Annotated in this window: 19 protein-coding genes; 10 read left to right on the top strand and 9 right to left on the bottom strand. The window is 67.7% G+C overall.

Annotated features, from left to right (window positions below):
* Window positions 1–345: 345 nt before the first annotated feature.
* Window positions 346–1,614, top strand: a complete 1,269-nt coding sequence (locus MET9862_RS09130; protein ID WP_009867550.1) for an IS256-like element ISMex3 family transposase — start codon at window positions 346–348, stop codon at window positions 1,612–1,614.
* A gap of 136 nt (window positions 1,615–1,750) precedes the next feature.
* On the opposite strand, the gene MET9862_RS09125 is transcribed toward MET9862_RS09130, so the two are convergent.
* Window positions 1,751–2,857 (bottom strand): thioredoxin domain-containing protein, encoded by a 1,107-nt coding sequence (locus MET9862_RS09125; RefSeq protein ID WP_024830196.1) that lies wholly within the window; start codon window positions 2,855–2,857, stop codon window positions 1,751–1,753.
* Window positions 2,858–3,618: 761 nt separating this feature from the next.
* Between MET9862_RS09125 and MET9862_RS09120 the strand changes: the two genes are divergently transcribed.
* The 7 genes from MET9862_RS09120 (at window position 3,619) to MET9862_RS09090 (ending at window position 13,066) form a co-directional block, all read left to right on the top strand.
* Entirely contained in the window at window positions 3,619–6,828 is a 3,210-nt protein-coding gene (locus MET9862_RS09120; protein WP_099956650.1) for a MobA/MobL family protein, read from the top strand.
* A gap of 243 nt (window positions 6,829–7,071) precedes the next feature.
* A complete protein-coding gene (locus tag MET9862_RS09115) occupies window positions 7,072–7,716 on the top strand; it encodes an AAA family ATPase (protein ID WP_024830192.1) in 645 nt (214 codons plus the stop codon).
* Window positions 7,713–8,036, top strand: coding sequence for a hypothetical protein (locus MET9862_RS09110; protein ID WP_123834324.1), 324 nt, complete (start codon window positions 7,713–7,715; stop codon window positions 8,034–8,036). Before MET9862_RS09115 ends, MET9862_RS09110 begins: the two co-directional genes overlap by 4 nt.
* Window positions 8,037–8,263: 227 nt before the next feature.
* The gene (locus MET9862_RS09105; RefSeq protein WP_024830191.1) at window positions 8,264–9,379 is read left to right on the top strand and encodes a hypothetical protein; all 1,116 of its coding nucleotides are present in this window, start codon (window positions 8,264–8,266) and stop codon (window positions 9,377–9,379) included.
* Window positions 9,380–10,481: 1,102 nt separating this feature from the next.
* Window positions 10,482–11,351, top strand: a complete 870-nt coding sequence (locus tag MET9862_RS09100) for a hypothetical protein (protein WP_142582698.1) — start codon at window positions 10,482–10,484, stop codon at window positions 11,349–11,351.
* 77 nt (window positions 11,352–11,428) lie between these two features.
* The gene (locus MET9862_RS09095; protein WP_024830189.1) at window positions 11,429–12,853 is read left to right on the top strand and encodes an exodeoxyribonuclease VII large subunit; all 1,425 of its coding nucleotides are present in this window, start codon (window positions 11,429–11,431) and stop codon (window positions 12,851–12,853) included.
* A gap of 21 nt (window positions 12,854–12,874) precedes the next feature.
* Entirely contained in the window at window positions 12,875–13,066 is a 192-nt protein-coding gene (locus MET9862_RS09090; RefSeq protein WP_024830188.1) for a hypothetical protein, read from the top strand.
* A gap of 515 nt (window positions 13,067–13,581) precedes the next feature.
* Here MET9862_RS09090 and MET9862_RS09085 read toward each other — a convergent pair.
* The 7 genes from MET9862_RS09085 to MET9862_RS09055 form a co-directional block, all read right to left on the bottom strand.
* Window positions 13,582–14,643 carry a Cj0069 family protein gene (locus tag MET9862_RS09085; RefSeq protein ID WP_024830187.1) on the bottom strand — a complete coding sequence of 354 codons (1,062 nt, stop codon included), beginning with the start codon at window positions 14,641–14,643 and terminating at the stop codon, window positions 13,582–13,584.
* Window positions 14,644–14,700: 57 nt separating this feature from the next.
* A complete protein-coding gene (locus MET9862_RS09080; RefSeq protein ID WP_024830186.1) occupies window positions 14,701–15,168 on the bottom strand; it encodes a Rap1a/Tai family immunity protein in 468 nt (155 codons plus the stop codon).
* Between the two features lie 16 nt (window positions 15,169–15,184).
* Window positions 15,185–16,141, bottom strand: coding sequence for a DUF1259 domain-containing protein (locus MET9862_RS09075; protein ID WP_024830185.1), 957 nt, complete (start codon window positions 16,139–16,141; stop codon window positions 15,185–15,187).
* A 36-nt stretch (window positions 16,142–16,177) separates the two neighbouring features.
* Window positions 16,178–16,534, bottom strand: a complete 357-nt coding sequence (locus MET9862_RS09070) for a hypothetical protein (protein WP_024830184.1) — start codon at window positions 16,532–16,534, stop codon at window positions 16,178–16,180.
* A complete protein-coding gene (gene chrA, locus MET9862_RS09065; protein ID WP_024830183.1) occupies window positions 16,534–17,943 on the bottom strand; it encodes a chromate efflux transporter in 1,410 nt (469 codons plus the stop codon). The genes MET9862_RS09070 and chrA overlap by 1 nt, the downstream gene beginning before the upstream one ends.
* 2 nt (window positions 17,944–17,945) lie before the next feature.
* Window positions 17,946–18,776 carry a chromate resistance protein ChrB domain-containing protein gene (locus MET9862_RS09060; protein WP_024830182.1) on the bottom strand — a complete coding sequence of 277 codons (831 nt, stop codon included), beginning with the start codon at window positions 18,774–18,776 and terminating at the stop codon, window positions 17,946–17,948.
* Window positions 18,777–18,881: 105 nt separating this feature from the next.
* Entirely contained in the window at window positions 18,882–19,091 is a 210-nt protein-coding gene (locus tag MET9862_RS09055; RefSeq protein WP_024830181.1) for a DUF1289 domain-containing protein, read from the bottom strand.
* 88 nt (window positions 19,092–19,179) lie between these two features.
* Between MET9862_RS09055 and MET9862_RS09050 the strand changes: the two genes are divergently transcribed.
* Window positions 19,180–19,458: a metal/formaldehyde-sensitive transcriptional repressor gene (locus MET9862_RS09050; protein WP_024830180.1), complete on the top strand. Its 279-nt coding sequence runs from the start codon at window positions 19,180–19,182 to the stop codon at window positions 19,456–19,458.
* Window positions 19,459–19,467: 9 nt separating this feature from the next.
* The gene (locus MET9862_RS09045) at window positions 19,468–20,589 is read left to right on the top strand and encodes a nickel/cobalt efflux transporter (RefSeq protein ID WP_024830179.1); all 1,122 of its coding nucleotides are present in this window, start codon (window positions 19,468–19,470) and stop codon (window positions 20,587–20,589) included.
* Window positions 20,590–20,694: 105 nt separating this feature from the next.
* Here the strand turns inward: MET9862_RS09045 and MET9862_RS09040 are convergent, their stop codons facing one another.
* Window positions 20,695–23,979 (bottom strand): efflux RND transporter permease subunit, encoded by a 3,285-nt coding sequence (locus MET9862_RS09040; protein ID WP_024830178.1) that lies wholly within the window; start codon window positions 23,977–23,979, stop codon window positions 20,695–20,697.
* Window positions 23,980–23,981 lie beyond the last annotated feature (2 nt).

Here is a 23,981-nt window from a genome sequence, read left to right as displayed (position 1 = left end):
TCAAAATTGTAGGGAGTTTGATTTTCGTCCGATGGCAGTCATCAACATCCTCGCGCGCCGCGGCAGCGCAGCGTGCGATGTCATAATGAATTTAGCTCGCCTCAACCCTCGACTTCGTCGTCATCCTTTTAGACAGTGTAGCCATCGCTAGCGTTTCTGGGCATGTCGTAGAGGTCGGCCTCAGGGATCTCCACTTGTACGGCTGGATGGCCGGACGTCGAATTATCACCTGTCGTCGGGGTCGGATGAGCTATGCGGGAGATTGGGTGACGACGGTGTGTTGAAGGCGGCGTATCGAGGCGGGTGTCGAAGCCTGCCAGAACCTCTCAGCGAGAGCGATACGCCATGGAGACACCTACCAACATCGTCCGGCTTCGTCAGCCCGAAGACCTCGACGATCCCCTGACCGAGGTGCTGCGCGCCGGGGCCCGCCGCCTGCTCGCCCAAGCTGTTGAGATGGAGGCGGACGCGTTCCTGAGCGCGATGCAGGATCTGCGGCTTCCGGACGGACGCGCGCGGCTGGTGCGGCACGGCCATGGCCCGGAGCGGGCGATCCAGACCGGCATCGGCCCGGTGCCGGTGGCGCGGGTTCGTGTCCGAGATCGCGGCGCGAGCGGATCTGAGGACCGGGTTCGGTTCACCTCGACGCTCCTGCCGAAGTGGGCGCGGCGCACCCGCAGCCTGGATGCGTTACTGCCGGTCCTGTACCTACGCGGTGTCTCGACCGGCGACTTCCAGGAGGCGCTGGCCGCCCTTCTGGGTCGGGATGCTCCGAACCTCTCGCCGGCCGTCATTGCCCGGCTGACCGCGGCCTGGGCGGACGAGTATGCCCGCTGGCAGGGCCGCGATCTCTCCGCACGCCGCTACGTCTATGTCTGGGCCGACGGCGTCTACCTGCAGGCCCGGATGGAGGACCAGGCCGAGTGCATGCTCGTGCTGATCGGGGCGACGCCCGAGGGCCGGAAAGAACTCGTCGGCTTCCAGGTGGGCGTGCGCGAGAGCGCCCAGAGCTGGCGCGAGCTGCTCGTCGACGTGAAGCGGCGTGGGCTGTCGATCGCGCCCGAGATCGCGGTCGGCGACGGCGCACTCGGCTTCTGGCAGGCCCTGGACGAGGTCTTTCCGGGCACCGCTCACCAACGGTGTTGGGTTCACAAAGCGGCCAACGTCCTCGACAAGGTGCCGAAGTCCGTTCAGGGCGCGATGAAGGTGGATCTGCGTGAGATCCACGGTGCGCCGACCCGGGCGGCGGCCGAGGCGGCGCTGGCTGTCTTCGTCGAGAAGTACGGGGCCAAGTACCCGCGCGCCGCCACCTGCCTGACCAAGGACCGGGAGGCGCTGCTGGCGTTCTACGACTTCCCGGCCGAGCACTGGGACCACCTGCGCAGCTCGAACCCGATCGAGAGCGTGTTCGCCACGGTGCGGCATCGGACCGTGCGGACCAAAGGTGCACTCTCGGCCACGACCGCCAAGCTGATGGTGTTCAAGCTGGTGATGGCAGCCTCGAAAACCTGGCGACGGTTGAAGGGCGAAAACCAGTTGCCGAAGGTCGTGGCCGGCGTCATCTTCCGCGACGGGACCGAGGTCACCGCGAGCCCAGATCACCGCGCCGCCTGACCGCCTCCGTCACCTAAAATCCTGCATAGCTCGTCGGATCGGCCCGAGGTATGTATCCAGTGGACCGATGGTCGGCTCGGCTCCGATGCTATCACTGCACCGGAGCCGCCACAGAGGCTCGGCGAGCCCATCTGCCTCAGGTCGACCGCGCGCCGTAGTGAACGTCGTCCTCGTAGGCGGAGGCGTCGCTGCCGTCGCCTTTGGGTACCGCTTGCAGCCCGGCGCCCGACGCGAGCCAAGGACGCCCTGGAAGGAGCATGACGAGTTCTTCCCAGACCGGATGCAAAACGGGGTCAATGGGAAAGCGACACCAGTCTTTGTAGTAAGCAAATTTCACCTCAGCCTCCTCAAGCGTCGTCGTTCCGCCCGGGCCGCCCGGCGCTATTGCCAGAACCAATCCATACAATTCGAGGAGATCGGGCCAGACGTGGCGTCGCGCCTGCTCGCGCCAGATCGCCTGCTGGATCGGCTCTCGGTAGCCAGCTCCCCCATCGGACAAGAGCCAAGTCAGCACTTCATCCTCAGCGGCTGGCAGCGCAGACGAAGGGATGTCGCCGATCTCCGGGAGCACCGGCATGAGCTCACCGATATTGAGAGGGCTTAGCTCCCATTGGTCACCAATGCGCATCCCGCACAGCGGGAACCGCGCACTGACGCAGGGCGGCGGCGCGTCGACATCCAGCCAACCGGGCGTTGATGCGGCGACCAGCGCGTACAGCCCCCGCAGATCCAACCGAGGTTCCTCCTCGTCCAGCTCGTCGGTGCCATCCATGATGGCAGCAAGACTGGGAACGTCGTCGGGGCTGTCATAGTCGTCCTGTTCCCAAGGGTCCTCCTCAGGGTCCGGATCGTCCCAGGCTCCCCATTCGGAATGGCATCCGGATAGCGAAAGATGCTCCGCCGAACCTACGGATTGCGCCGATCGCATCCTGCGACCCGCGCGGCGAGCACGCTCCCCGTTCATGATTGCCGTAAAGGTCTCGACCTCGGCGCGATCGACCGCGTAGGAGATCTGCTTGTGCATCAGGACCTGAGAACGCTCGAGGAACTCCCGAATAAGGGCCTCGCCCTTCGCGTTCGTACCCGCGATACCCTTTTTCAGTGCGGCCAGGCGAGCGCCGACCTTCTGCTGGCCCCATGGGTAAGGGTCGTCGGGCTGACGCGTGCGTGATCTCAAGCCGAGCTCGATTCGAACGGCCGCGAACGCCGTCCCGATCATCTGGGTGTACGACAGGGGTTCCACGGGTCTCCAACCTCATCGATCGCCTCATGCGTGAAGGCGACAAGATGACGAGCGAACGGTCAAGCCTCATGCCGGACCGCACGTGCTCCGGATCGGCCCGCTGGGCAGCCACGGCGGGTAGCCTGAACAGCCGTTAAAACCCCGGAAGGGAACCCCGGGAGACGGCCGCCCCGACGGGCGGCGGCCGGGCTTTGCCGTTCGCTCGGGCGCGCGAACCAAAGCCCGACCAGGACCCCGGAAGGACAGCGTTCCCGGGAAGGACGATCCCAAAAAGACGTTCCGGTGCGCCTCGCGTGTCCGAGGCGCACCGGAACAGGGCTCAGCTCCCCTAATCCGGAGCAGCCCGGCGGCAGCTCCAAATTAGGCGACTCCTGCGAGCCGGCTTCGATTTCCCAAATGGAACAGACTGAGTAAGGCGTCTTGCGAAGAGCCGAACGTCGGCCATCCCCGCATTACGAGATCGAACGAGCGTCTCTGCAGAGGCCGTTTGGCGGCGGCCGAACAGAAGTTAACGAGCTGCCAAATTCGATCTGAGGTCAGGCAAACGCTCAGGATGCGGCAGAACAACGCACCCCCCTTTTAAGCGTCCCGGAGCGGTCTTTGGAGGGTTCGATGCTTAATGAATCGCAGCCGTCGCCTAGAGCCTGATTAAATTTCTGGCCTCGATTCGCGCCGAAACCAACTCCACTTGCTCGAATCGAGCGCACCTGCCTAAGCTTGGCCTTGAACATTTGGCGTTGCTTCTCAGGCGGCCACCACCAATGCCCAATATCACCGGCACGCACTGCTTCGTGCGCGAGGCAATCACGCGCCTATGCGGCACCGCGAACGGTCTTGGTACTCTTCAGACCGAGCGCGACCGCGAACTCGCATATCGGCTCTACGCGCAGCCGGGAATCCGCTTCGCCACACGCGAGAGCCGTGAGCGCCCGATCTCGCCGAGTGGTGCGGTGACCTGCCACTTGTCCCAGACCGCGATCTCCAAGACCTCGCCGATCTTGAAGATGATCCGGGCTGCCAAGACGGGGCGGCGCATGAGCAAATCGTACGCTTGCGCGCATCAGGAGTATATTGATCGACCGGGCGCCGCCGAACGCCTCCCGCGAGCAATCGGCGGTAGCGTCGGCGGACGAGGCGGAGCTGAGCAGCAGGCTTATGTTGAGCGGGCGGGCGCGGTCGAGGCAGACCGGCACGGCGGCACTACGCTCTCTTCGTTCGGTACTCTCGGGGATACGGCCGAGCAGCGCGCGCATTTTTGGGAGGTCGTTGAGTCGACTGAGCGCTCTCCGGCCGGCGACCGTGTCACGGTCAAGCCAGGCGAGAACCCTAGTTGGTGGACCCAGGCTCTCGCGGCGATCGATGAGGCGCCACCGGTTGTTCAGGCCGTACTACGAGAGGCGGGTGCGAGGCGTACAGCCCCCCTGAAGCTGAAGCTGTCGACGCAGGATGCCTTCGCATTCTGGCGATGGGCGGAGACGGTCGGAGAACATGCGCCTATCGACATTGCGCCAGGTCGTGGCGGTCGCACACAGACTCGGATCATCGCAGAGCTTCCGTTTGAACTGGATGGCCACGCGCGCCACGCCATCGTTTGCGCATTCACGGAAAAGCTCAAGCAGCGCGGCTTTCCCTTTTGGGCCGTCGTGCATGCGCCCGATGCCAACAACGATCAGCGAAACTTCCACTGCCACATCGTTTACTACGACCGTCCGGCTCGGCGTATTCCGCACCCGGATACGGGCGCGCCCACCTGGGACTTCGCGATCACGCGAACCAAGCGGCGCGCAAACCGCACCACGGTTCTCGAGCGTCCCCATCGACAACGCAAAGATCGTGATTGTCACGAGCGCGCTTGGATCAAGGATCTGCGAACGGACTGGGGTACGTGCTGTAACGCGGTTCTAGCCGAGGTTGGACTGGGGAAGCGGGTCGATCTGAGGAGCTACAAAGAGCTCGGCATCGACCGGACGCCGGGCAAGCACATCCCCGCGCGCCAATATAATAAGGAACGCAAAGGCGGGCTGACGGCGGCGGGCGCTGACCTCGCCCGCCAGCAGTGGGACACCGAGGCTGACCTCATCCTTACGGAGCGGGCGGCTGCGACCGGGATCACGATCAGCCTGATGCTGGCGAATGGTCGCCAGGCCGAGATCATGCAGGTCGGGCGACAGACACCTGTAGCCTACGGCACGATCGAAGGCCCGGCCGACCATGTGCGGGCACTGACGAGGCGTGGCCTCGAACTCATCATGGAAATCGGTCAGCTGGAACTCGCGCGCGATCTCGCCCGGTTGGTCTTCGGGCGGACGATCTCACGGCCGCGCCTCTTGTTGGCGACAAACGAGGCGCAAGGCAAACGAGAGACCGCGAAGGCCGCTCCATTACACTCGGGGGTGACCGATCCAGCCGTCCGGGAAGGTCATAGCTTCGGATTCTCCCGCCGGAGCGAACTGGTCGAGTTCTTTGACCGGCTCGAACAAGGGCACGAGCGTCTGGCCGCAGCCTACGACGCGCAGATCGTAGAACTGCGTCGGCAACTTGGGCTGAAGCGTGCCGAGCTTCTCCATTATGTGGGAGCGGCCGATCGAGTTCAGGCCACTGACGTCGCATCCCGCAGTCCGGCTCGGGTCGGCGGTGGCGACGCAGATGCAGTTGTCGAGCGTCCGACTGGGTACGTTCTGCCGATCGAAGCAGTGCCGGCTTCAACGTTCCGCGACCAAGTTCGAGCAAGCCTCGATCGAAGCGCTGTAGCGCTTTGGGATCGAGTTACAGCCGTCGAGCCGGGGAGGAACGACGCTGCCGTCGCGAAGCTCTCACGCCCTGCGATCTCGCTCGGACGGTCGCCGATTGTGGTCCCGGCGACGCTTGACACGCCAGCCCAATCCCCTGGAGGGGCGGAAGCCTCACCTACGTCATCCTGGGCGAATGCCGTAAGCCAGGCGGCTAAACAGCGTGGCCGTGAGTTAGACGATGCCGCGCGTCGCAGCTTTCGAGCGACCTCTCCGAGCGTGGGGGGCTTTCCCGCGGTCTTGGGCGGTCTGGGAACGTCGCAGCTTCGGCCTTACCACGAGCTCGCTTCCGGCCTCGCATATAGGCGCACGTCGAATGGTGCGCCTCTGATCCATCCGCCCACTCCCGCAACCACCTCGAGTCCGGCCGAGCGGCCGCCAGTCGCCGCGAGTGTTGCGTCACAGCTCCCGGCGACGGGTTCGACTAACACTGCGGTCGGGCAACCAACCTCGGCGGCACACAGCCCCGGTCCGAAATCGGATCGGCCAGCGACGCCGGTAGGCGCAACACCGGCCGCTCCCGAACTTATCGGGACAAAGGCAGAGGTCTCCAGTTCTCGGTCACCGCCGCCGCCCCCTACAGCTGCACCGAAACCCGCTCCAGTCGCGTCGCCTCCGGACGAGCGTAGCGTGGCTCAAGCGGCGGTACACGCGGCGGATCCCCAAACAGTCCAAGCCAACGCTGGATCAGAGTCTCGCGAGCTGCTTCCACCGGCAGGCGCAACCGCCCCGGCCGAGGTCGAGGCAATAGCTTCCGTCCGAGCTGGTTCACCAGGGCCACGTTCACTCAATCCCACTTTGCATCCATCAGAATTGGATCCGGTCCAGGATTGCGGGGCCGAGCCGCAATCCGAGATCCCAAGCCTCATCCGGGAGCACGTCGCGGCCGGGCCGCCAATCGCTTCGGATCAGCATGATGATCTGCCTGCCATGAAGGATCAGCCCCGGTCAGAACCTTCTCTTCTCGCGGCATCCGAGCGCGCCGTCGATGCAAGCCGAACTGCGGTGCGCGTGGCACCTCCTCCCGCCTCCTCGACCGAGACACCGCCGCCGAGCGTGCCTGCCTGGGCAGTCAAGGGCGTGAAGGGGGCGGCGATGAGCAAGGACGAAGGCGTCCGGCCAAGCCTCACGTCCTCGCGGAACGGGCGAGGCGGACGAGGTGGTCGCGGGATCGGAGACTGAGATGAAGAGATCGCATCATATCCTTGGCAGGCAGGAGCCGCGCTGCCGAATTTTCGCAGAAAACGGGAATCGTCGAGCGAAGCATCGTAACGCCGTAGCGTCACGGCGTTCTGGCGCTGCGATGCCGAGGCGCTGGGGCGCTTCGATGGGATGGCGTCGCGATGCCATAAGGCCATGGCACCGCGACGCCGAAACGCCATGGCGCCTTGATGCCATAGCCCCCTCTTGCGGAGGGCGACGCTGATGGACACGGTCGCCATCGCCGGACAGAAGGGCGGTACCGGCAAAACTACCACCGCAGTCAATCTGGCTGTCGCCGCCCAACAGGCCGGACGACGCGTGGCCGCCCTGGACCTCGACCCGCAGGGCTCGCTCGCCGCATGGGCCGCCCGGCGCGAGGTTGACGATCCGGCCGTCGATCATCTCGGGCTCGAACGCGTCGAGCAGTTGCCGAAGATCCTCGCCGCACTCGAGCGGCGCGGTTTCGACCTCATCATCCTTGACACCGCGGGATCCCTAAGCCCCGCGGCCAATCTCGCCATGCGCTCCGCCGGCCTTGTTCTCGTCCCAGCGCGGCCAAGTCTACTCGACTTGATGGCGACCGAGCCCACGCTTCGCGCGCTCGGTCAGATCGGCCTCGCCGGACGCGTGGCGCTCCTGCTCACGCAGTGCCCCACTCAAGGGCAAGCGCGCACCGCCGCTTATGCCGCGCGCCTGCGGCGCTGGGGGCATCTCGCAGAGCCTCCACTGACGCAGCGCGTGGACTGTCAGGACGCGCTGCTGGGCGGGCAGGGCGTCACCGAGTTCGCGTCGGCTGGCAAGGCCGCCGCTGAGATCCGCGCCCTGTGGGCTTGGACCGAGCGACGCTTGGAGCAAACCCATCGATGAGCAAGCCGACCCAACGCCCTTCGAAGCGCCTCTCCCTGCTCAGCGACTTAGACGATCTTGTCGAAGCATCAACCGGCATCGAAGCTGACTCGAAAGATCGGATGCTCACCGGGGGGCATCGTGGCGTCCCGTCCTCAGGCCGTGCTCCGGCACCTACGCGGCGCACGTCGGTCTACCTGCCGGCCGCAACGTTACGGCGCCTGAAAGAGGTCGCCCTCGCACGCGATTGCAAGGTGAACGATCTCCTCGTCGAGGGCGCGGAGGCCGTCCTGCGCGAAAGTGGCCACCTGCCATCGCCGACCTCTCAAGACACGAGCTGAGCGTGCTCGCCTCTCCAGCAAGAGCATCGTGATGCCACGGCGTCACGATGCTCCAAGTCCATGACGCTTTGGCGTCGAGGCATCTCAGCATCACAGCGCACCAGTAGCGGAGCGTCGTGAGCCCTTCATCCTCCGAAGCCGGGCGAAGACCGCCCCGGCCGCCATCCCCCCGCCGCCACGCCCCTCGGCTGGCAACCTCTCAGCATGACTATCGGGAACCGACGATCATGGACGACGCACGATACACCCTCCATCCCTCCTCCGATCGGGATAGCCGTCACGACCCAGCGACCATCGCCACGCTCCTCGGCCACATCCGCCACGACCTCGTCCGCCAGCGCTTCCGCCTGTCCCTGATGGGAGCGCAGGTCCCTGAGGTCGTCAACGTGACGTCAGATCGGCCCGACGTCGCGGTCGCTGACGTCGACCGGTCGGCACAGCATCGCATGACGCCCGAATTCTCGGACGAGGCGCGCCGTCTCGCAGTTCGAGAGCATCTCAACGACCAAATGCGCCCCATCCTGCGCGCAGTCGCTCAGATTGCTGGCCTCGACTTGGCGATCTGGAAGGCGCGGATCGATGGTCCGATGCCGTTGACAGATCCCGATCTCGTGCAAGCGCTGCCCGCGGTGTTCGCGTCCGGTGCCTTCCGGGAAGCCCGCCGAGCGTGTCGCGACCTTACCTTACTGCCACCGGAGCTAAAGGTTTATGGCGAAAAGCCGTTCGACCTCGGCTTCCGCGGACGCCCGCCCGCGAAGATTCTGGCCGATCACCCGTGCTGGGATCTCCCATTCTTACCTGGAGCCCAGACCCTCGATTGCTGGACCATACACGATGCCTCCGAATTCATGTCCAGCTGGCCGCCTGATCCCGGCGACCTGAAGGAACCGATGGATGCCTGGGACGCGCTTACTGCCGACCTCTGGCTTCGCCAGCACAAGCTCTCTGACGGCCAAGAGGCGGATAGGAGAAATCCGGTCGTCGCGTACAGGGAGGGGCGTACGAAGAAGAGCCCGCTCAAGGTTCTGGCCGGACTCGACGAGGACGCCCTGCTAGTCTTAACCGACGCGGTACTCTGCGAGCGTTTGCGCCGCGATGTGATGGCCGTGCTGATGCAGGATCGTGCCGACCTGATCCACGCGGGCCTTGAGATGGTGGCGTGCGGGTACCTATGCCTGGACGACGTGCGCGCGGCGCTTGCATTCCATGACGACGCTCAGGAGGACGCCTTCGCGGAGGCTTTCGCCGAGAACGACGACTGGATGAGTGAATGGATCGTCGATTGGAGTGTTTGGCTGATCAGCAGATATGATTGGCCGCTGGTCGCTGCCTCTCGTGCCTGAGGCTTAGATTGCGGGATACCGAAGCCGGAAGGCAAGGCCGGGCCAGGCACCTGTTGCTGCGAGCGCTGCGAAGACGAGGCAAGGAGCTGTCGGATCGTCCTGATCCGACAGCGGGGCCTGGGGTACGACGCCGTAAGATATCCTGCTTTCGAACAACGGCAGAAGTTCGAGTAGTTGGGCTCAGCCGGCGCCCCTCCGCTCGGACTTAGGATCGAGGTGGTCGCCGTCACGTGGGATATCACCAAAATTGGATAGACGTCGGTTATCACTCCCAACCCTACGTCGGTTATCGCTTTGAGCCTGAAAGACGTTCACTGACAGAGCGTTGCCGCCCGAGAGCCCGGGGGCTGATCGTGCCGAGATCGATGAGACGAGAACCGAGGCGGGGTGAAGCAAAGACAGTTCGCGAACACCGGGAGTAATGCGACGACGGAGGGCGGCGAGGCATCTGTGCTCTCTTCCTCACGAACACGAAGAGATCACAACCTACGACATGCCCGCCGGCGAGAACGAGGCTGGCTGCGATCTCGAGCTGGCGAGGCTCTGGGTGCGCGCTCGCGCCGATCATACGGGCCCATACCGAGGCAGTTTCCCCCACGAACTGCAGCGATTTCATCCGAGCCAGGACGGAAAGCTGTCCGCCCGCATTTGCGACCTTTCGTGGACGCCTGGAGCGCGCCGCGGAGGTGCGGTTATCGCCCGACGAGTTCACGCTCTTCCTATCGCTGACGCTCGACCCCTTGCGAGCCTTGAGCGCTCGGATCGTCGGCGTTGCGGCCCGATCGGGGAGCCTGAAGCAAGTCGAAACACAGCAAACTTAGAAGAACATAATCAAGCGAAAGGCGACGCGCTCCCGAGCCTCTGCGGCTGCGGGAGCGGAGGGGAAAGCAGTCCAATCACAGCAGATCAGGCGAAGGCCCTTCGCCCCAAAAGCCCAAGGAGGACGGGGACGGCAGAACGCGGCGCTCGGACAGCGCTCGCTGGACGGTCGGTGAGGCGCCTTCGCCCCTTCCCCTGACGATGGACATCACAAATGACAGATACAGATCATGACGCGCCCACCGGCGCGAACGAGCCCGGCCGCCCGCACGAGTCGCCGGGCTTGCGGGTGCGCGCACGGGTCGAGCGCCCGCGCCGGCACAAGGACGGCCTTACCCTCGAACTCCAACCTGTCGATCCTGACCGTACCGGAAGGCTTCACGCCTTCCTCTCCGGCGACCTCATCCGCGAGATCCAGGACGCGACCGGCATCCTGCTCGATCCCGGTGCGATCATCGGCGAACACGAACTCAAGCTGACCTTCGTGGCCGAGCCGCTGGGCAACCTCACCGCGGGGGTCGCCGGCTTCGTGCGCGACGCCTTCCTGACGGGATGGGCCGAGCAGGACGCTGTGGTTCGGGATGGCCTGGAAGCCGACTATTTGTGGGTCCGGCAGCACGACCTGCCGGTCCCGCGCCGGCTCCGGCGGGTGTTCCTAATCGAGCCGGATGACGGCGCTCAGCACCCGCTGGTCAATGCCCTCGCCCATTGGTGGGATCAGGGCGCCATCGAGTTGATCCGACATCCGATCGCGTTCGAGCAGCCGGGCTCGGTCGCCGCGCTTCGGCATGCGTTCGATTGTGCGATCGATCAGTACGAGTGGGGTTCCCTGGACGTGGTGGTCGTGGACCCGGGCTGTGGGTTCGCGTTCCGCGAGCTGTCGGACGACGGGCTGATGCGTCAGGTCGCCGTTTTGCCGGTGCCGGTGATCACGCGCCGCGCGTCGTCGCCGACGCTGCTCGACGGCTTGGCCCACCGCTGTTTCGATCACCCGGACGAGATCCTGGCCTTCCTCGCCGGCATCCTCCGGCAGGAGCTGCGGCTGGCCGACCGGGCGCGGCTCGATGCGATCGCCGAACTGATCGAGGCGATCCCCAAGCCCACGCGCAAGGCGAAGACGCCGCACGGCAAGCCCGGGCCGCTGTTCGACTGACGCCACCCTCGACGATCCGGCCGCCGGCATGCTGGCCGCCGGACCACTGCCCCATCCCGACCTCAGCGAACGACACGATGCGACACCACAGATTCTTTCCTAAGACCCACGGGGGGCCTGTACCCCCGGCTGAACCGGGCGATGCCCGTCCTCCTCCTATCCCGCTGGACGACGCAGGGGCGACCCGGGTCGCCGACGAGATCCGCGAGCTCCGCGATCTGCTCGGCTGGCTGCGCCAACGCCTGCGAGGCGAGCACACGGTGCGGGCCAGCGTCCTGACCGTCGCACCCCTCGGGTCCGACGGACACCTGCTCCTGCTCGGCGAGGCCGATCCAAGCAGTAGCCTCGAGCCGCCCCGGCTCAAGGTTCGGCTCGCCGCTGCCGACCTCGCCGCCTGCCGGGATGCGATCGGCGACGCCCTCGATCCGGCGGCCTTGGTCAACAGGACCGTCGTGCTCCGGCTGCAAACCAGCCTGCGTCAGCGCTACGGGCGCGGTGCCGGGGTACAAGCCAGGGTCATCGCTGTGATCTCGGTCGGCGCGGTGCCGGTCGAGGGCGAGATCCAGCGGGAGAGGACGCTGCAGCGCCTGAGGCGCGAGGGGCGCCGCTTAGGCCCGGGGACCTGGGAGGTGCCCGAGGATCCGCGCCACATCGCGCTGATCGCCGCCGAGTTCGGCGATGCCCGTCGCGACGTCGAGCACGTCCTGCGCCCACTGGAGGAGAACGGCCTGATCCGGCTCCACCGGATCTACGCGATGTTCGAGGGACCGTCGGCGGAGCACTCGTTGAGCGAGGCGTTCGGCCGAGCGGGCGAGCTGCACCGCGAGCACGGCCTATCGGCGACCCTGGTCTGCCGAGGGGGCGGTCCGGTCGAGGGCTTCCAGGCCCTCAACGCCTACGCGACCGTGCGCGCGGCCACCGGGGCTCCGAACGTCATCGCAGGGCTCGGCCATGCCGGGACGCCGCTCACCGCCCTGGATGCGGTCGCGGCGCGATCTGAGCCGACCCCGACGGCCGCGGCGATACTGGTGCGCCGGCTTGTCGAGGCCACCGGCGTACGAGCCGAGCGCGCGCTCGCGGCGTTCGACGCCGCCCTCGCGGAGAATCTGGAGGCGGCTGGGCGCATCGCCCTGGCGGGGGCCTTGCAGGGCTTCGCCGCGAGCCTCGGCGATCTCGCGGAACTCGCCGATCGGCGGCTGCGACAGCTCAATCGAGGCGTTGAGCGCAGCCTGCTGACCGGCCTTGCCGCGGCAGCTGGCGTTGGGACCGGCGCGACAGCCGAGATCAAGCCATATGCCGCTCCCATCGAGGTGCTCGGCTTCGGCGATGGGGATGACGACGACCCGGCCTGGGAGCCGGGTTGGGCGCTGGTGACGGCGGCCGACACCGGCCTCGTCATCGAGCGCTATCGCGAGCTCAAGTCCCACATGCCGCTGTTCCTGCACTTCCGCGACGGGACGATCTTCGTCCGGGTCGTGCCGACCTTCGTCACATACAACTGATCTGCGACCAGGAGATTGACCATGTCCAAGACCCGCTCACCCGAGACGCCGAGCTTCCTGACCGCGGTCCGGCGCATCGAGGCGCTGACCCAGGAAATCCAAAAGGACGGATTGTCCGCCTTCGAGAAGGCCGAGGCCGCCTATGTCGAGGTGCAAGAGTTGCGCGCCGTGCTGAACGCCCGGATCGCTGACCTGCGCCGCCGGTCGGCATAGCCCGAGGATCCGGGTCACCGCCGATGTCATACCATCGGCGGTGGCGCCTGAGGAAACACATCCGCGACGCCCGTCGCGGATGCCGCCTCGGGAGAGGCATGGGTACCTATCCAAACCCCGGAAGGGCCGATTACCTCTGCCTCGGACAAAGCGTCAGCTACGGTCGGACGTGTTGCCTAAAAAAACGCCATTCCGGACATGCTCTTGTTGGAGCGGATGACAATCTTTGAGAGCCGCCGGCCGTAATGGGATTTGCTGACGCAAATGCGGACGGACTGATTGCGACCAAACGCCATCGTTCACACGTAGCCCTTCGGATCCCGATAGCGGACGTGTGCTGGACGGCTCCTCTGGCTGCTTTGCGCCCATCCCGGTCATTCACGAAGCCGCGGACGCCACTCCATAGCGGACGTTCACCGTGACGGCAGCGGCCGCCCATTCGCATAAGGGTACGCTATGAAACGAGGAGCGATCCGGTATTCCAAGGCTGTTTCCAGGCTAACAACCGGTTCCGGTCAGCCTCCGAAGGCCGCGTCCCGCTCCACCGGTCGGTGGGCATCGTCCAATCGATGTCGCAGCGTCGCGGCCAGGGTGTCGTGCGCCTCGTCTGGAATGGGGTAAACCGAGCTCGCGTTGATCTCGCAGAGCACGTAAGTGTCCTCGCCGGCGGCGCCCTTCGGCCCGAGCAGGAAGTCGGCGTCCCAGACGACCGGCAGGTCGTCCGGGACCAAGCCGAGCAGAAGCGTCATCTCAGGTATCCATTCCGCTTCCATCAGGCCGCGCAGGTGCTGGAAGCGCGCGTCGTCCGGCCCAGAATAGAGGCGCGGTGGGGCCCGTCCATGCTCGGGCGAGGCGAGCGCGGTCACGTACTGGGCACCGAACCCGGCCACCCGCGTACCGCTCACGTAGCAGCGGACCATCCCCTCCAGGTGCCGCGCCTGGAACGGCTGGTCGACGAGGGGGCCGCCCGCCGCGAAGTCGGCGGCGCGCTCGGCCAGGAACGCGTCGAGTGGCATCGTGCGCCGGCTCCGGTCGCGCGCCTCCTGCACCAGCACGTCGGGACCCGCGGCGCGCTCTACCTTCCAGACGCCGATGCCGCCGTTGCCGCGGCTGCACTTCAGCACCCGCGGCCCCTCGGCGACGCGCGCGGGGAACTCCGCCGCGAGCGCGGCATGGCTGGCGTAGAGGTGCGTATCCGTGCCCCAACCCAACTCCCGCGTCCGGACCAGCACCTCCTTCGTGCCTATCCGGTCGATTACGTCGGGATGACAGCTGACGAGGATCCCGGCGGCCGCCACCTCCCGCAGCACCGCGTCGAGAGCTCTGCGGTCCTCGCCGGTGTCCTCAGTCACTGGGTTCACCCAGACCAACACGGCGTCCACCGCCATAAGCTGGGCCCGGACGTCATCGGCGAGCTCCTCCACCCATACGGCGGGCTCGCCGGCGAGCCCGTGCCGCTCAAGGACGGCGAACACCGCCGCGAACCGGCTGGTTTCCGGACGCGCTTCGGCTCGCGCCCGGGCGTCGCCCCGCCAGACGACGGCGACCTTGAAGGGATGCTGGCCTGGACCCGTCATCTTTGGCACCGGGAGCATTGCTGGCGCGGATCGTGAGGGAGGCGGGCGCGCTCCGGTTCACCGCCCACAGGGCCAGCACTGCCGGAAGGCGAGGCTGGCCCCCGCCAGCATGTCGGTCTGGAGCAGGGCCTCGTTGGCGTGCGCCCAGGCCATATACGCCTCGGTCAGGGCCTCGATGGTGTAGTCGACGGCGCAGATCCCGGCCTTGTCGCCGCCATCGCCGAAGGCCGCCAGCGTATCGGCGACACCCATGAGGTAGGCGCTGCACCAGCCCGACGCCTTGCCCCGCTCGGCGAGGCAGACGCGGTACAGGTCCCCCGACCGCCTCTCGCGGATGTCGACCGAAGCGGCCGGCGGCACCGCCGGGGCACCGACGCCCTGGCCGCCCGCATTCAGGGCGCAGGACGTGCCCTCGCAGCCGGCGGCGTTCGCCGGCGGAACCGTCGCCGGAAGTGAGACGGTGACCGAAGCCGCCGCCAGGACCGCGAGGCACCGCCCCCTGAGGTTCACCGACATCGTCATCATGGCGATGCTCCTGGCATCAGCCCTTCGCGACCTTCACCTGGTCGAGCGCGTCGCGCAGGCCCTTGGCGAGCTTGCCCGCGTCGTCGTTCGCCCAGAAGTGCATGAAGAACAGCCGCGGCTCGTCGTCGAGCATGTGGTTGTGAAGCGCCGTGACCTCAATGCCGCTCGCCCGCAACGCCTTGATCACCGGGTTCACCTCGTCGGCGGTGAGCACGAAGTCGCCCGTGATGGCCGCCTTGCCGCCGCCGGTCGGCTGGAAGTTGATGGCGATCGCCGAGCCCATGGCCTCGGGCACGACCATGCCGTGGTCCTTCGGGGTCTCCGAGCGCGGCACGCTCACGGCGTAGACGCCGCCGTTGACCTTGCCTTTGCGCCCGATGGCGGCGTCGATGGCCGCCGTGTCGAGGTCGAGCGACTGATCCGGCGCGGTCGCCTTCGCCGGCACCGGTCCCTCGCCGGCCGAGGCCGGTTCGGTCTTCCCGGACGGCGGGGAGCCGCCGGCGGTCTCGCCGCCGAAGGGCGTGCGGCTCGCGCCCAGCGCCCCCGCCAGGATCGTGGCGAGCTTCCCGGGCTCGCCCTGCCCGGAGACGTGCATGTAGAGGGTGCTCGGTGAGGCCCGCAGCAGGTGGTTGTGGATGGCGGTGATCTCGACGCCGTTCTCGACGAGGCGCTTCATCACCGGGTTCACTTCGTCCTCGGTTAGGACGAGGTCGCCCATCACCATGACCTCGTTCCCGCCCCCGTGCCGCACGAAGGCGAGCCAGGAGCCAAGGGCGAGGGATGGCTTCAGCTGCACGCCGTCGAGGGTGACCTTCAGGTCGGTCCGGGGCAGGCCGACGCGGTAGACCCCGCCCGGCATGGCGGTCCCGGGCTTGCCCAGCCCGGTGGCGATGGCGTCCTGCCAGGGCTCCGCGGCCGACGCGCCGGTCGCGAGGGTGCCCAGGACGGCGATGGATGCAAGCAAGCGACGCATGGTCGTCTCCTCGATTGTGGTTGCGGTTCGAAGTCCTCAGGACCGGCGTGCCGGTGCCTGCAGCACACCCTCGTCCGGCAGGGTGCCGTCGCCACGCCGGAGCTCGACGCGGTTGCCGGCCATCCAGACCTGGACGCAGGGAACGGCCTCCAGGCAGAGCTCGTCCTTGTCGATCCGCCACCGCGCGGTGTGAGCCCGCCCGAGGGACACGACGTGCAAGCGGCCGCCCGGCTCGAAGCGGTAGGCCCAGTGCACCTCGTCGGTGACCTCCTTGCCGACAAGGCGCGCCCGGATCTCGGACGCGGTCAGGCGCCGGAACGCCTCGCCCGCGGGTGCCGGACCCGCCGCCAGGACGAGAAGGATGACCGCCGCGGTGCGGCGCCCGGTGCCCATCACACCAAACCTCCCAAGTGCAGGGCGACGCCGGCAGCGGCGCAGGCCGCGAGCGTCTGGACCATGCCGACCTTGCACCGGAACACCGCCAGCACCGCCGCGGCCGCCAACGCGAGGGCCCAGGGGTTGAGGCTTGACGGGACCGGCACGTCGAACCGGACAGGGCCGGCCGCGAACGGTCGCGTCTCGGCGAAGACGGTGTGCAGGGCGAACCAGACCGCGAGGTTCAGGATCACGCCGACGACCGCGGCGGTGATAGCCGAGAGCGCGCCGGCCAAGGCCCGGTTGCCGCGCAGCCGCTCAACGTAAGGGGCGCCCACGAAGATCCAGAGGAAGCACGGCGCGAAGGTCACCCAGGTGGTCAGCAGCCCGCCGAGCGTCCCCGCCAGGAGCGGCGGCAGACTTCCCGGCGCCCGGTAGGCGGCGAGGAAGCCCACGAACTGGGTGACCATGATCAGCGGGCCGGGCGTGGTCTCGGCCATGCCGAGGCCGTCGAGCATCTCGCCGGGCTTCAGCCAGCCGTAATGCTCCACCGCCTGCTGGGCCACGTAGGCGAGCACCGCGTAGGCCCCGCCGAACGTCACCATCGCCATCTTCGAGAAGAACACCGCCACTTGGCTGAAGACGTCGTCCGGGCCGGCGGCGAGCAGGATGGCAGCGACCGGTACTAGCCAGATAGCGCCCCAGGTCAGCAGTATCCGCAGCGTTTGCCCGGCGGCGGCCCGCTCCTGCGGAAGCTCGTGATCGTCGAGTAGGAAGGGGCCCTCGACGACCTTGCCACCACCCCCGTGCCCTCCGGCCTTGAACTGCGGCAGGCCGGCTCGGCCGCCGAGGTAGCCGATGACGCCCGCGCAGAGCACGATCAGCGGGAAGGGCACGTCGAAGAAGAAGATGGCCACGAACGCCGCAGCCGCGAGGCCGACCATGACCGGTCCCTTGAGTGCCCGCTTGCCGATCCGGATCACGGCCTGGAGCACGATGGCCAGCACCGCCGCCTTCAGGCCGAAGAATAGGCCGGCGACGAAACCGACGTTGCCGTAGAGCGCGTAGACCCAGCTCAGCGCCATGATCGCGAGCACGCCCGGTAGGACGAATAGCCCGCCGGCGACGAGCCCGCCGCGGGTGCCGTGCATGAGCCAGCCGACGTAGGTGGCGAGTTGCTGCGCCTCGGGGCCAGGCAGCAGCGTGCAAAAGTTCAGGGCGTGCAGGAAGCGGTTCTCGGAGATCCAGCGCCGCTCCTCGACGAGGATGCGATGCATGACCGCGATCTGCCCGGCCGGCCCGCCGAACGAGAGCGCGGCGATGCGCGCCCAGATCGGCACGGCCTCGGCCAGGGTCACGGGCAGCGGCGCTCCCGGGGCAGCTGCGCTATGCTCCGGCGCAGTCTGGATGCCTGCGGTCGCGGCCATGGTCAGGCCTTCCCCTTAGTGCGGTCGCCCACCCAGTCGTGACGCTCCTCCGTTGCGTCCCGGCACCAGCGATAGAAGGCGTCGTAGAGGAGCATGCCGGCGTCGAGCTGCTCCATGTCATTGGCATAGATGCGCGACAGGCCGAGCGATGCCGCGAGCAGCCCGGCCGCCTCCGGCGCCAGGTCTGGCCGGCCCGTGTCGGCCCCGCGCACGAGCGTCGCGAGGTGCAGGAGCGGCGGCGTGGCGAGGCCGAGCTCCTCGACCATGACGTCGAAGGTGCAGAGCTCGCCCCGGTGGCTCCAGAAGGTGCCCGGGTCGTCGATGTCGAAGGGTGCGGCCTCGAACCGTTCCGCAACGCCGACGACCTCACCCGGCGGCACGAACAGGAAGACCGCGTCGGGGTCGACGAAGCGGCGGATCAGCCAGGGACAGGCGATACGGTCGACTTTGGGTCGGGCGCGCGTGACCCAGACGGTTCGGCCCTGCTCGTCGCGGTTGCGGACCTTGTCGGCCGGGACCATCGGCAGTTCGGCGGCCGCCCAGTCTGCGATACCACCCTGCAGAGCCTCGGCGTTCACGCCGGCGCTGCGCAGCCAGGCAGCGACGCCGTGGCTGTGCCGGCGCCCGTCCTCGCAGACCACGACGACCGACCTGCCGCGCAGCGCCGGCGCCCACTCGGCGACCCGGCTAGCCTCCCGGACGAGGGAACCGGGCACGTACCGCTGGTCGGCGAGGAATTCCTTGTAGGTGCGCACGTCGACGACGGCCGGGCAGCCGGGAGTTCCGATCAGGCGCGCGAGTTTGTCGACGGTAATGGTGTTGGGCACAGGCATGACGCGTCCTTGCAGCAAGTGCAGATGGGACGCGATTCTTCAGCCGAAGCCTCGTCGGGGGATCGCTCCCCGATGAGTCAATACATCCCGCCAGCGCCCACCCTGTCAAGCGTCCCCGAGGTCGGAGTGGGCCGGCTCCCGTGTGGCCGAGACTTGCTCGACCCGCCGGGGCAGCTCGCGCGCGAGGGCGGTCCGCCGGTAGGGTGTCATTTTCTTCCACGCGCGGATCTCGGGGATTGTGCGGCCGCAGCCGAGGCACCAGCCGGTGCGCCCGTCCCACTGGCAAACCCCGATGCAGGGATCGTCCTTCTTCATGGTACGGCTCCGCACACACCACGGCATCGACGCCGCTGGACACACATAGGGTACCCCCCTATGTGTCGCCATAACGAGGAAGCCTGTGATGGCCCACACGATCAAGGAAAGGACCAAGCTCCTGGCGCGTGTGCGCCGGATCAAGGGACAGGCGGAAGCCGTCGAGCGGGCCCTGGAGGCCGAGCTCGGCTGCGCCGACGTCCTGATGCTGGTCGCCTCGATGCGGGGTGCCATCAACGGGCTGACCGCCGAATTGATGGAAGACCACATCCGCCACCACGTCGTGAACCCGGACGCCGAGCCGGACACAGAGCGCGCCCGGGGGGCCGCCGAGCTGATCGAGGTGGTGCGGACCTACCTCAAGTGACGAGACCTCATGACCTCCTTGCCTGACCTGCTCCAGCAGGGCACCGCGCATGCCTGGCTGTTCGTGCCGAGCGCGATCCTGCTCGGCGCCCTGCACGGGCTTGAGCCCGGCCACTCCAAGACGATGATGGCCGCCTTCATCATCGCGGTCCGAGGCACGGTCACGCAGGCGGTGCTGCTTGGGCTGGCGGCGACGCTCTCGCACACCGCCGTAGTTTGGGTCATTGCCCTCGGCGGGCAGTATCTCGGCCAGGAATGGGGCGGCCAAGCGAGCGAGCCGTACTTCCAGCTCGCCTCCGCGGTGCTCATCGTCGGCATCGCGCTTTGGATGGCGTGGCGCACGTGGCGCGAGCAGCACCACGACCATCATCACCATCACGACGAGACGAAGCACGTCACGACCAGGGCCGGTCTCCTGACGCTGGAAGTGTTCGAGGACGGGGTGCCGCCGCGCTGGCGGGTGCGTGCGGAGCGGGGTGAGCTACCGGCTCCCGGGAGCATGACCGTCGAGACGCTTCGCCCGGACGGCGGTCGGCAGGCGTTCGCCTTCGCGCACCGCGGCGAATTCCTGGAGAGCCTGGAGGAGATCCCGGAGCCGCACGCCTTCACGGCACGTCTGCGCCTCAACGGGCCGGCCGGAGCCGAGATCCACGAGGTCGCGTTCGAGGAGCACGACCATGACCACGGGCACATGAACCTGGGCGACGAGGACGACGCCCACGCCCGGGCCCATGCCGAGGACATCCGCCGCCGCTTCGCGGGCCGGCATGTGACGACCGGCCAGATCGTGCTGTTCGGCTTGACCGGAGGGCTGATCCCGTGCCCGGCAGCCATCACGGTCCTGCTCCTGTGCATCCAGCTCAAGCAGTTCAGCCTGGGCTTCGCGCTCGTCGTCTGCTTCAGCATCGGCCTGGCGCTGACCATGGTCTCGGCCGGCGTCGTCGCGGCGCTGAGCGTCAAGCATGTCGCCTCCCGCTGGTCCGGGTTCGACGCCTTCGCCCGGCAGGCCCCTTACGCCTCGGCCGCCCTGATCGTCCTGGTCGGCCTCTACACCGGCTGGCTAGGCTGGCAAGGCATCAGCCACGCACACCAGGACCACGCGGCCGCATGGACTGTCGACATTCAAGGCTGACCGACCGGCCATGAGCCGAAACAGGTTCAGTCGTCGGCGATGGCACGCGACCTGGGATCGACCAGGAGGCGGACCTAACGGCCATCACGCTCGCACGGGCTTTCCTCAACGCACTGCCTCGCACAGCGCAGGTTGCCGCACCTCCGTGACACGCACTCCCGTCGCCGCCCGGCCGAAGCGGACGTAGAGCGCCGGCAAGACCAGCAGGGTGAGCAGGGTCGCGCTGACGAGGCCGCCGATGACCACCGTCGCCAGCGGCCGTTGCACCTCGGCGCCCGTCCCCGTCGCCAGGGCCATCGGCACGAAGCCGAGGGCGGCGACCAGCGCCGTCATCACCACGGGACGCAGCCTGGTCAGCGCCCCGTCCCGGACCGCCTCGGGGATGGCCATGCCCCCCGCAACCAGCGTCCGGATATGGTTGAGCAGCACCAGGCCGTTCAGCACCGCCACGCCCGACAGCGCGATGAACCCCACCGCCGCCGATACCGAGAACGGCATGTCGCGGACCCACAGGGCGGCCACGCCGCCGGTCAGGGCCATCGGCACGGCGCTGAACACGATGGACGCGTCGCGCGCGGAGCCGAGCGCCCCGAGCAGAAGGATGAAGATCAGCGCGAAGGCCGCCGGCACGACCACCATCAGGCGTTGCCGGGCGGCGGTCAGGTTCTCGAACTGACCGCCCCAGCGCACCTCGTAGCCGGCTGGCAGCCTCACCTCCGCGGCAATTCGCTCCTGCGCCTCCGCCACGAGCGAGCCGATGTCGCGACCGCGCACGTTCGCGGTCACCACCACGCGCCGCCGCCCGTTCTCGCGGCTGACCTGGTTCGGCCCCTCCGTGAAGGTGAAGGTCGCTAGTTGGCGGAGCGGCACGCTCATGCCCATCGCTCCCGGCGCGGTCGGCACGCCGGTACCCGACCGGGCCGGAGCCGCCTGCGCGGGCGGCAGCGGGACGGGGAGGTTCTTCAGGGCCTCGACGTCTCCTCGGACGTCGTCGGCGAGGCGAACCACGATGGCGAAGCGCCGGTCGCCCTCGAACACCAGCCCGGCATCCTTGCCGCCGACGGCCGTGCCGATGACGTCCTGCACGTCGGCCATGCTCAGGCCGCGCCGGGCGATCTCGCGCCGGTCGATCTTGATCTCAAGGAACGGCAGCCCGACCGCCTCCTCGACCTTCACGTCGGCGGCGCCCTCCAGGCTGCGCAGGATGCCGGCGATCTTACGGGCCCCCTCGACCATCGGACCGAACTCCTCGCCGAACACCTTCACGGCGAGGTCGTCGCGCACGCCGGCGATGAGCTCGTTGAAGCGCATCTGGATGGGCTGGGAAAAGCCGAGCAGCGTGCCGGGGATCAGCTTCGCCTCCGCCTCCATCCGTCCGATAAGCGCCTCTTTGCTCTCGTGCGGGTCGGGCCAGGCGCTCTGCGGCTTGAGGATGAGGTAGGCGTCGCAGGCGTTCGGCGGCATCGGGTCGGCGGCGATGTCGGGCGTGCCGCAGCGCGAGTAGACGAAGGCCACCTCCGGGAACTTGCTCATCGTCTCCTCGACGCCGAGCTGCATCGCCTGCGACTGCGTGATCGACGTCGATGGGATGCGGCGCGCCTCCATGACGATGTTCTTCTCGTCGAGCGTCGGCGTGAACTCCTGCCCTAGCCGCGTCGCCAGCGCTCCGGCGATCCCGAGAACGACCAGCGCACCGACGATGAAGGTTATCGGTGACCGGATGGCACCGCACAGTACCGGCCGGTAGGCCGCCTTCAGGACGCGGACCAAGGCGTTGTCGCCCTCGCTGACCCGCCCGGTGACGAAGGTCGCGATCATCGCCGGGACGAAGGTGAGCGACAGCACAAACGCCGCCACGAGCGCGATCAGGACCGTCAGCGCCATTGGCGTGAAGGTCTTGCCCTCCACGCCGGTGAAGGTCAGCAGGGGCACGTAGACCAGGATGATGATGGCCTGCCCGTAGACGCTCGGCTTGATCATCTCCTCGGCCGAGACCCGCACCGTCTCCAGCCTCTCGTCCAGGCCGAGCCGGCGTCCAAGCTCGTGTTGTCGCTCGGCGAGGTGCCGCAGGCTGTTCTCCGCGATAATGACCGCACCGTCGACGATGAGGCCGAAGTCGAGGGCGCCCAGGCTCATCAGGTTGGCGCTGATCCTCCCCGCCAGCATGCCGGTGGCCGTGAGCATCATCGTCACGGGGATGACCAGGGCGGTGATGACGGCTGCCCGTATGTTCCCCAGCGTGAGGAACAGCACCGCGATGACCAGCAGCGCGCCCTCGGCGAGGTTCCTGCCCACCGTCCGGATGGTCGCGTCGACGAGGTCGGTGCGGCTGAGGAGCGTCCGGGCCTGGATGCCGGGCGGCAGGAGCTTGTTGATCTCCCGGATCTTGGCGTCTGCGGCGGCCGAGACCGTGCGGCTGTTCTCGCCGATCAGCATCAGGGCCGTGCCCAGCACCACCTCGTGCCCGTTCTCGCTGGCCGAACCGGTCCGGAGCTCCTGTCCGATTCCGACCTCCGCGACGTCCTTCACTAGGATGGGCACCCCGGCCCGGGTCGCCACCACGATGTCCCGGATCTGGTCGACGTTCTCGATGAGGCCGCCGGCCCGGACGACGTAGCCCTCGCCGTTGCGTTCGACGTAGTTAGCCCCGCGCGTGGCGTTGTTCGCCTCGATGGCGCGGGTGACGTCAGCGAAGGACAGGCCGTAGCCCACGAGCTTCATCGGGTCCGGCCGGACCTGGTACTCCTTCACGAAGCCGCCGATGGCGTCGGCCCCGGCCACGCCCGGCACACTCTTCATCTGCGGCCGGATGATCCAATCCTGCACGGTCCGCAGGTAGACCGTGCGCTCGAAGTCGGACCTCAGCCGCTCGCCCTCGGGCGTCAGGTAGCTCCCGTCCGTCTGCCAGCCAGAACGGCCGTCCCTCACGGGCACGCCCTCGCCTGGGGGCAGATACTCCACCGACCACCAGTAGATCTCGCCGAGGCCGGTCGAGATCGGCCCGAGCTTCACCTCGACCCCGGGCGGAAGGGTGCCGCGCACCTCGGTCAGGCGCTCGTTGACCTGGGTCCTCGCGAAGTACACGTCGACCTTGTCGCTGAACACGGCCGTCAACTGGGCGAAGCCGTTGCGCGAGAAGGAGCGCATGCTTTCCAGCCCCGGCGTGCCGGCCAGCGCGCGTTCCAGCAGCACCGTGACCTGCTTCTCGATCTCGACCGGCGTCAGCGCCGGGGCGATGGCGTTGATCTGCACCTGGTTGTTGGTGACGTCGGGCACAGCGTCGATGGGCAAGCGCGCGAGCGACCACGCCCCGAAGGCGGTGGCGATGAGGGTCACCAGGATGACGGCGTAGCGGTTGGCGACGGAGAAGCCGAGGATGGAACGGATCATGG

It is taken from the genome of Methylobacterium symbioticum (assembly GCF_902141845.1).
Lineage (GTDB): Bacteria > Pseudomonadota > Alphaproteobacteria > Rhizobiales > Beijerinckiaceae > Methylobacterium > Methylobacterium symbioticum.
The sequence above is the reverse complement of the archived record's forward strand: the minus strand, read 5'-3'. Positions and strand labels throughout refer to the sequence as shown.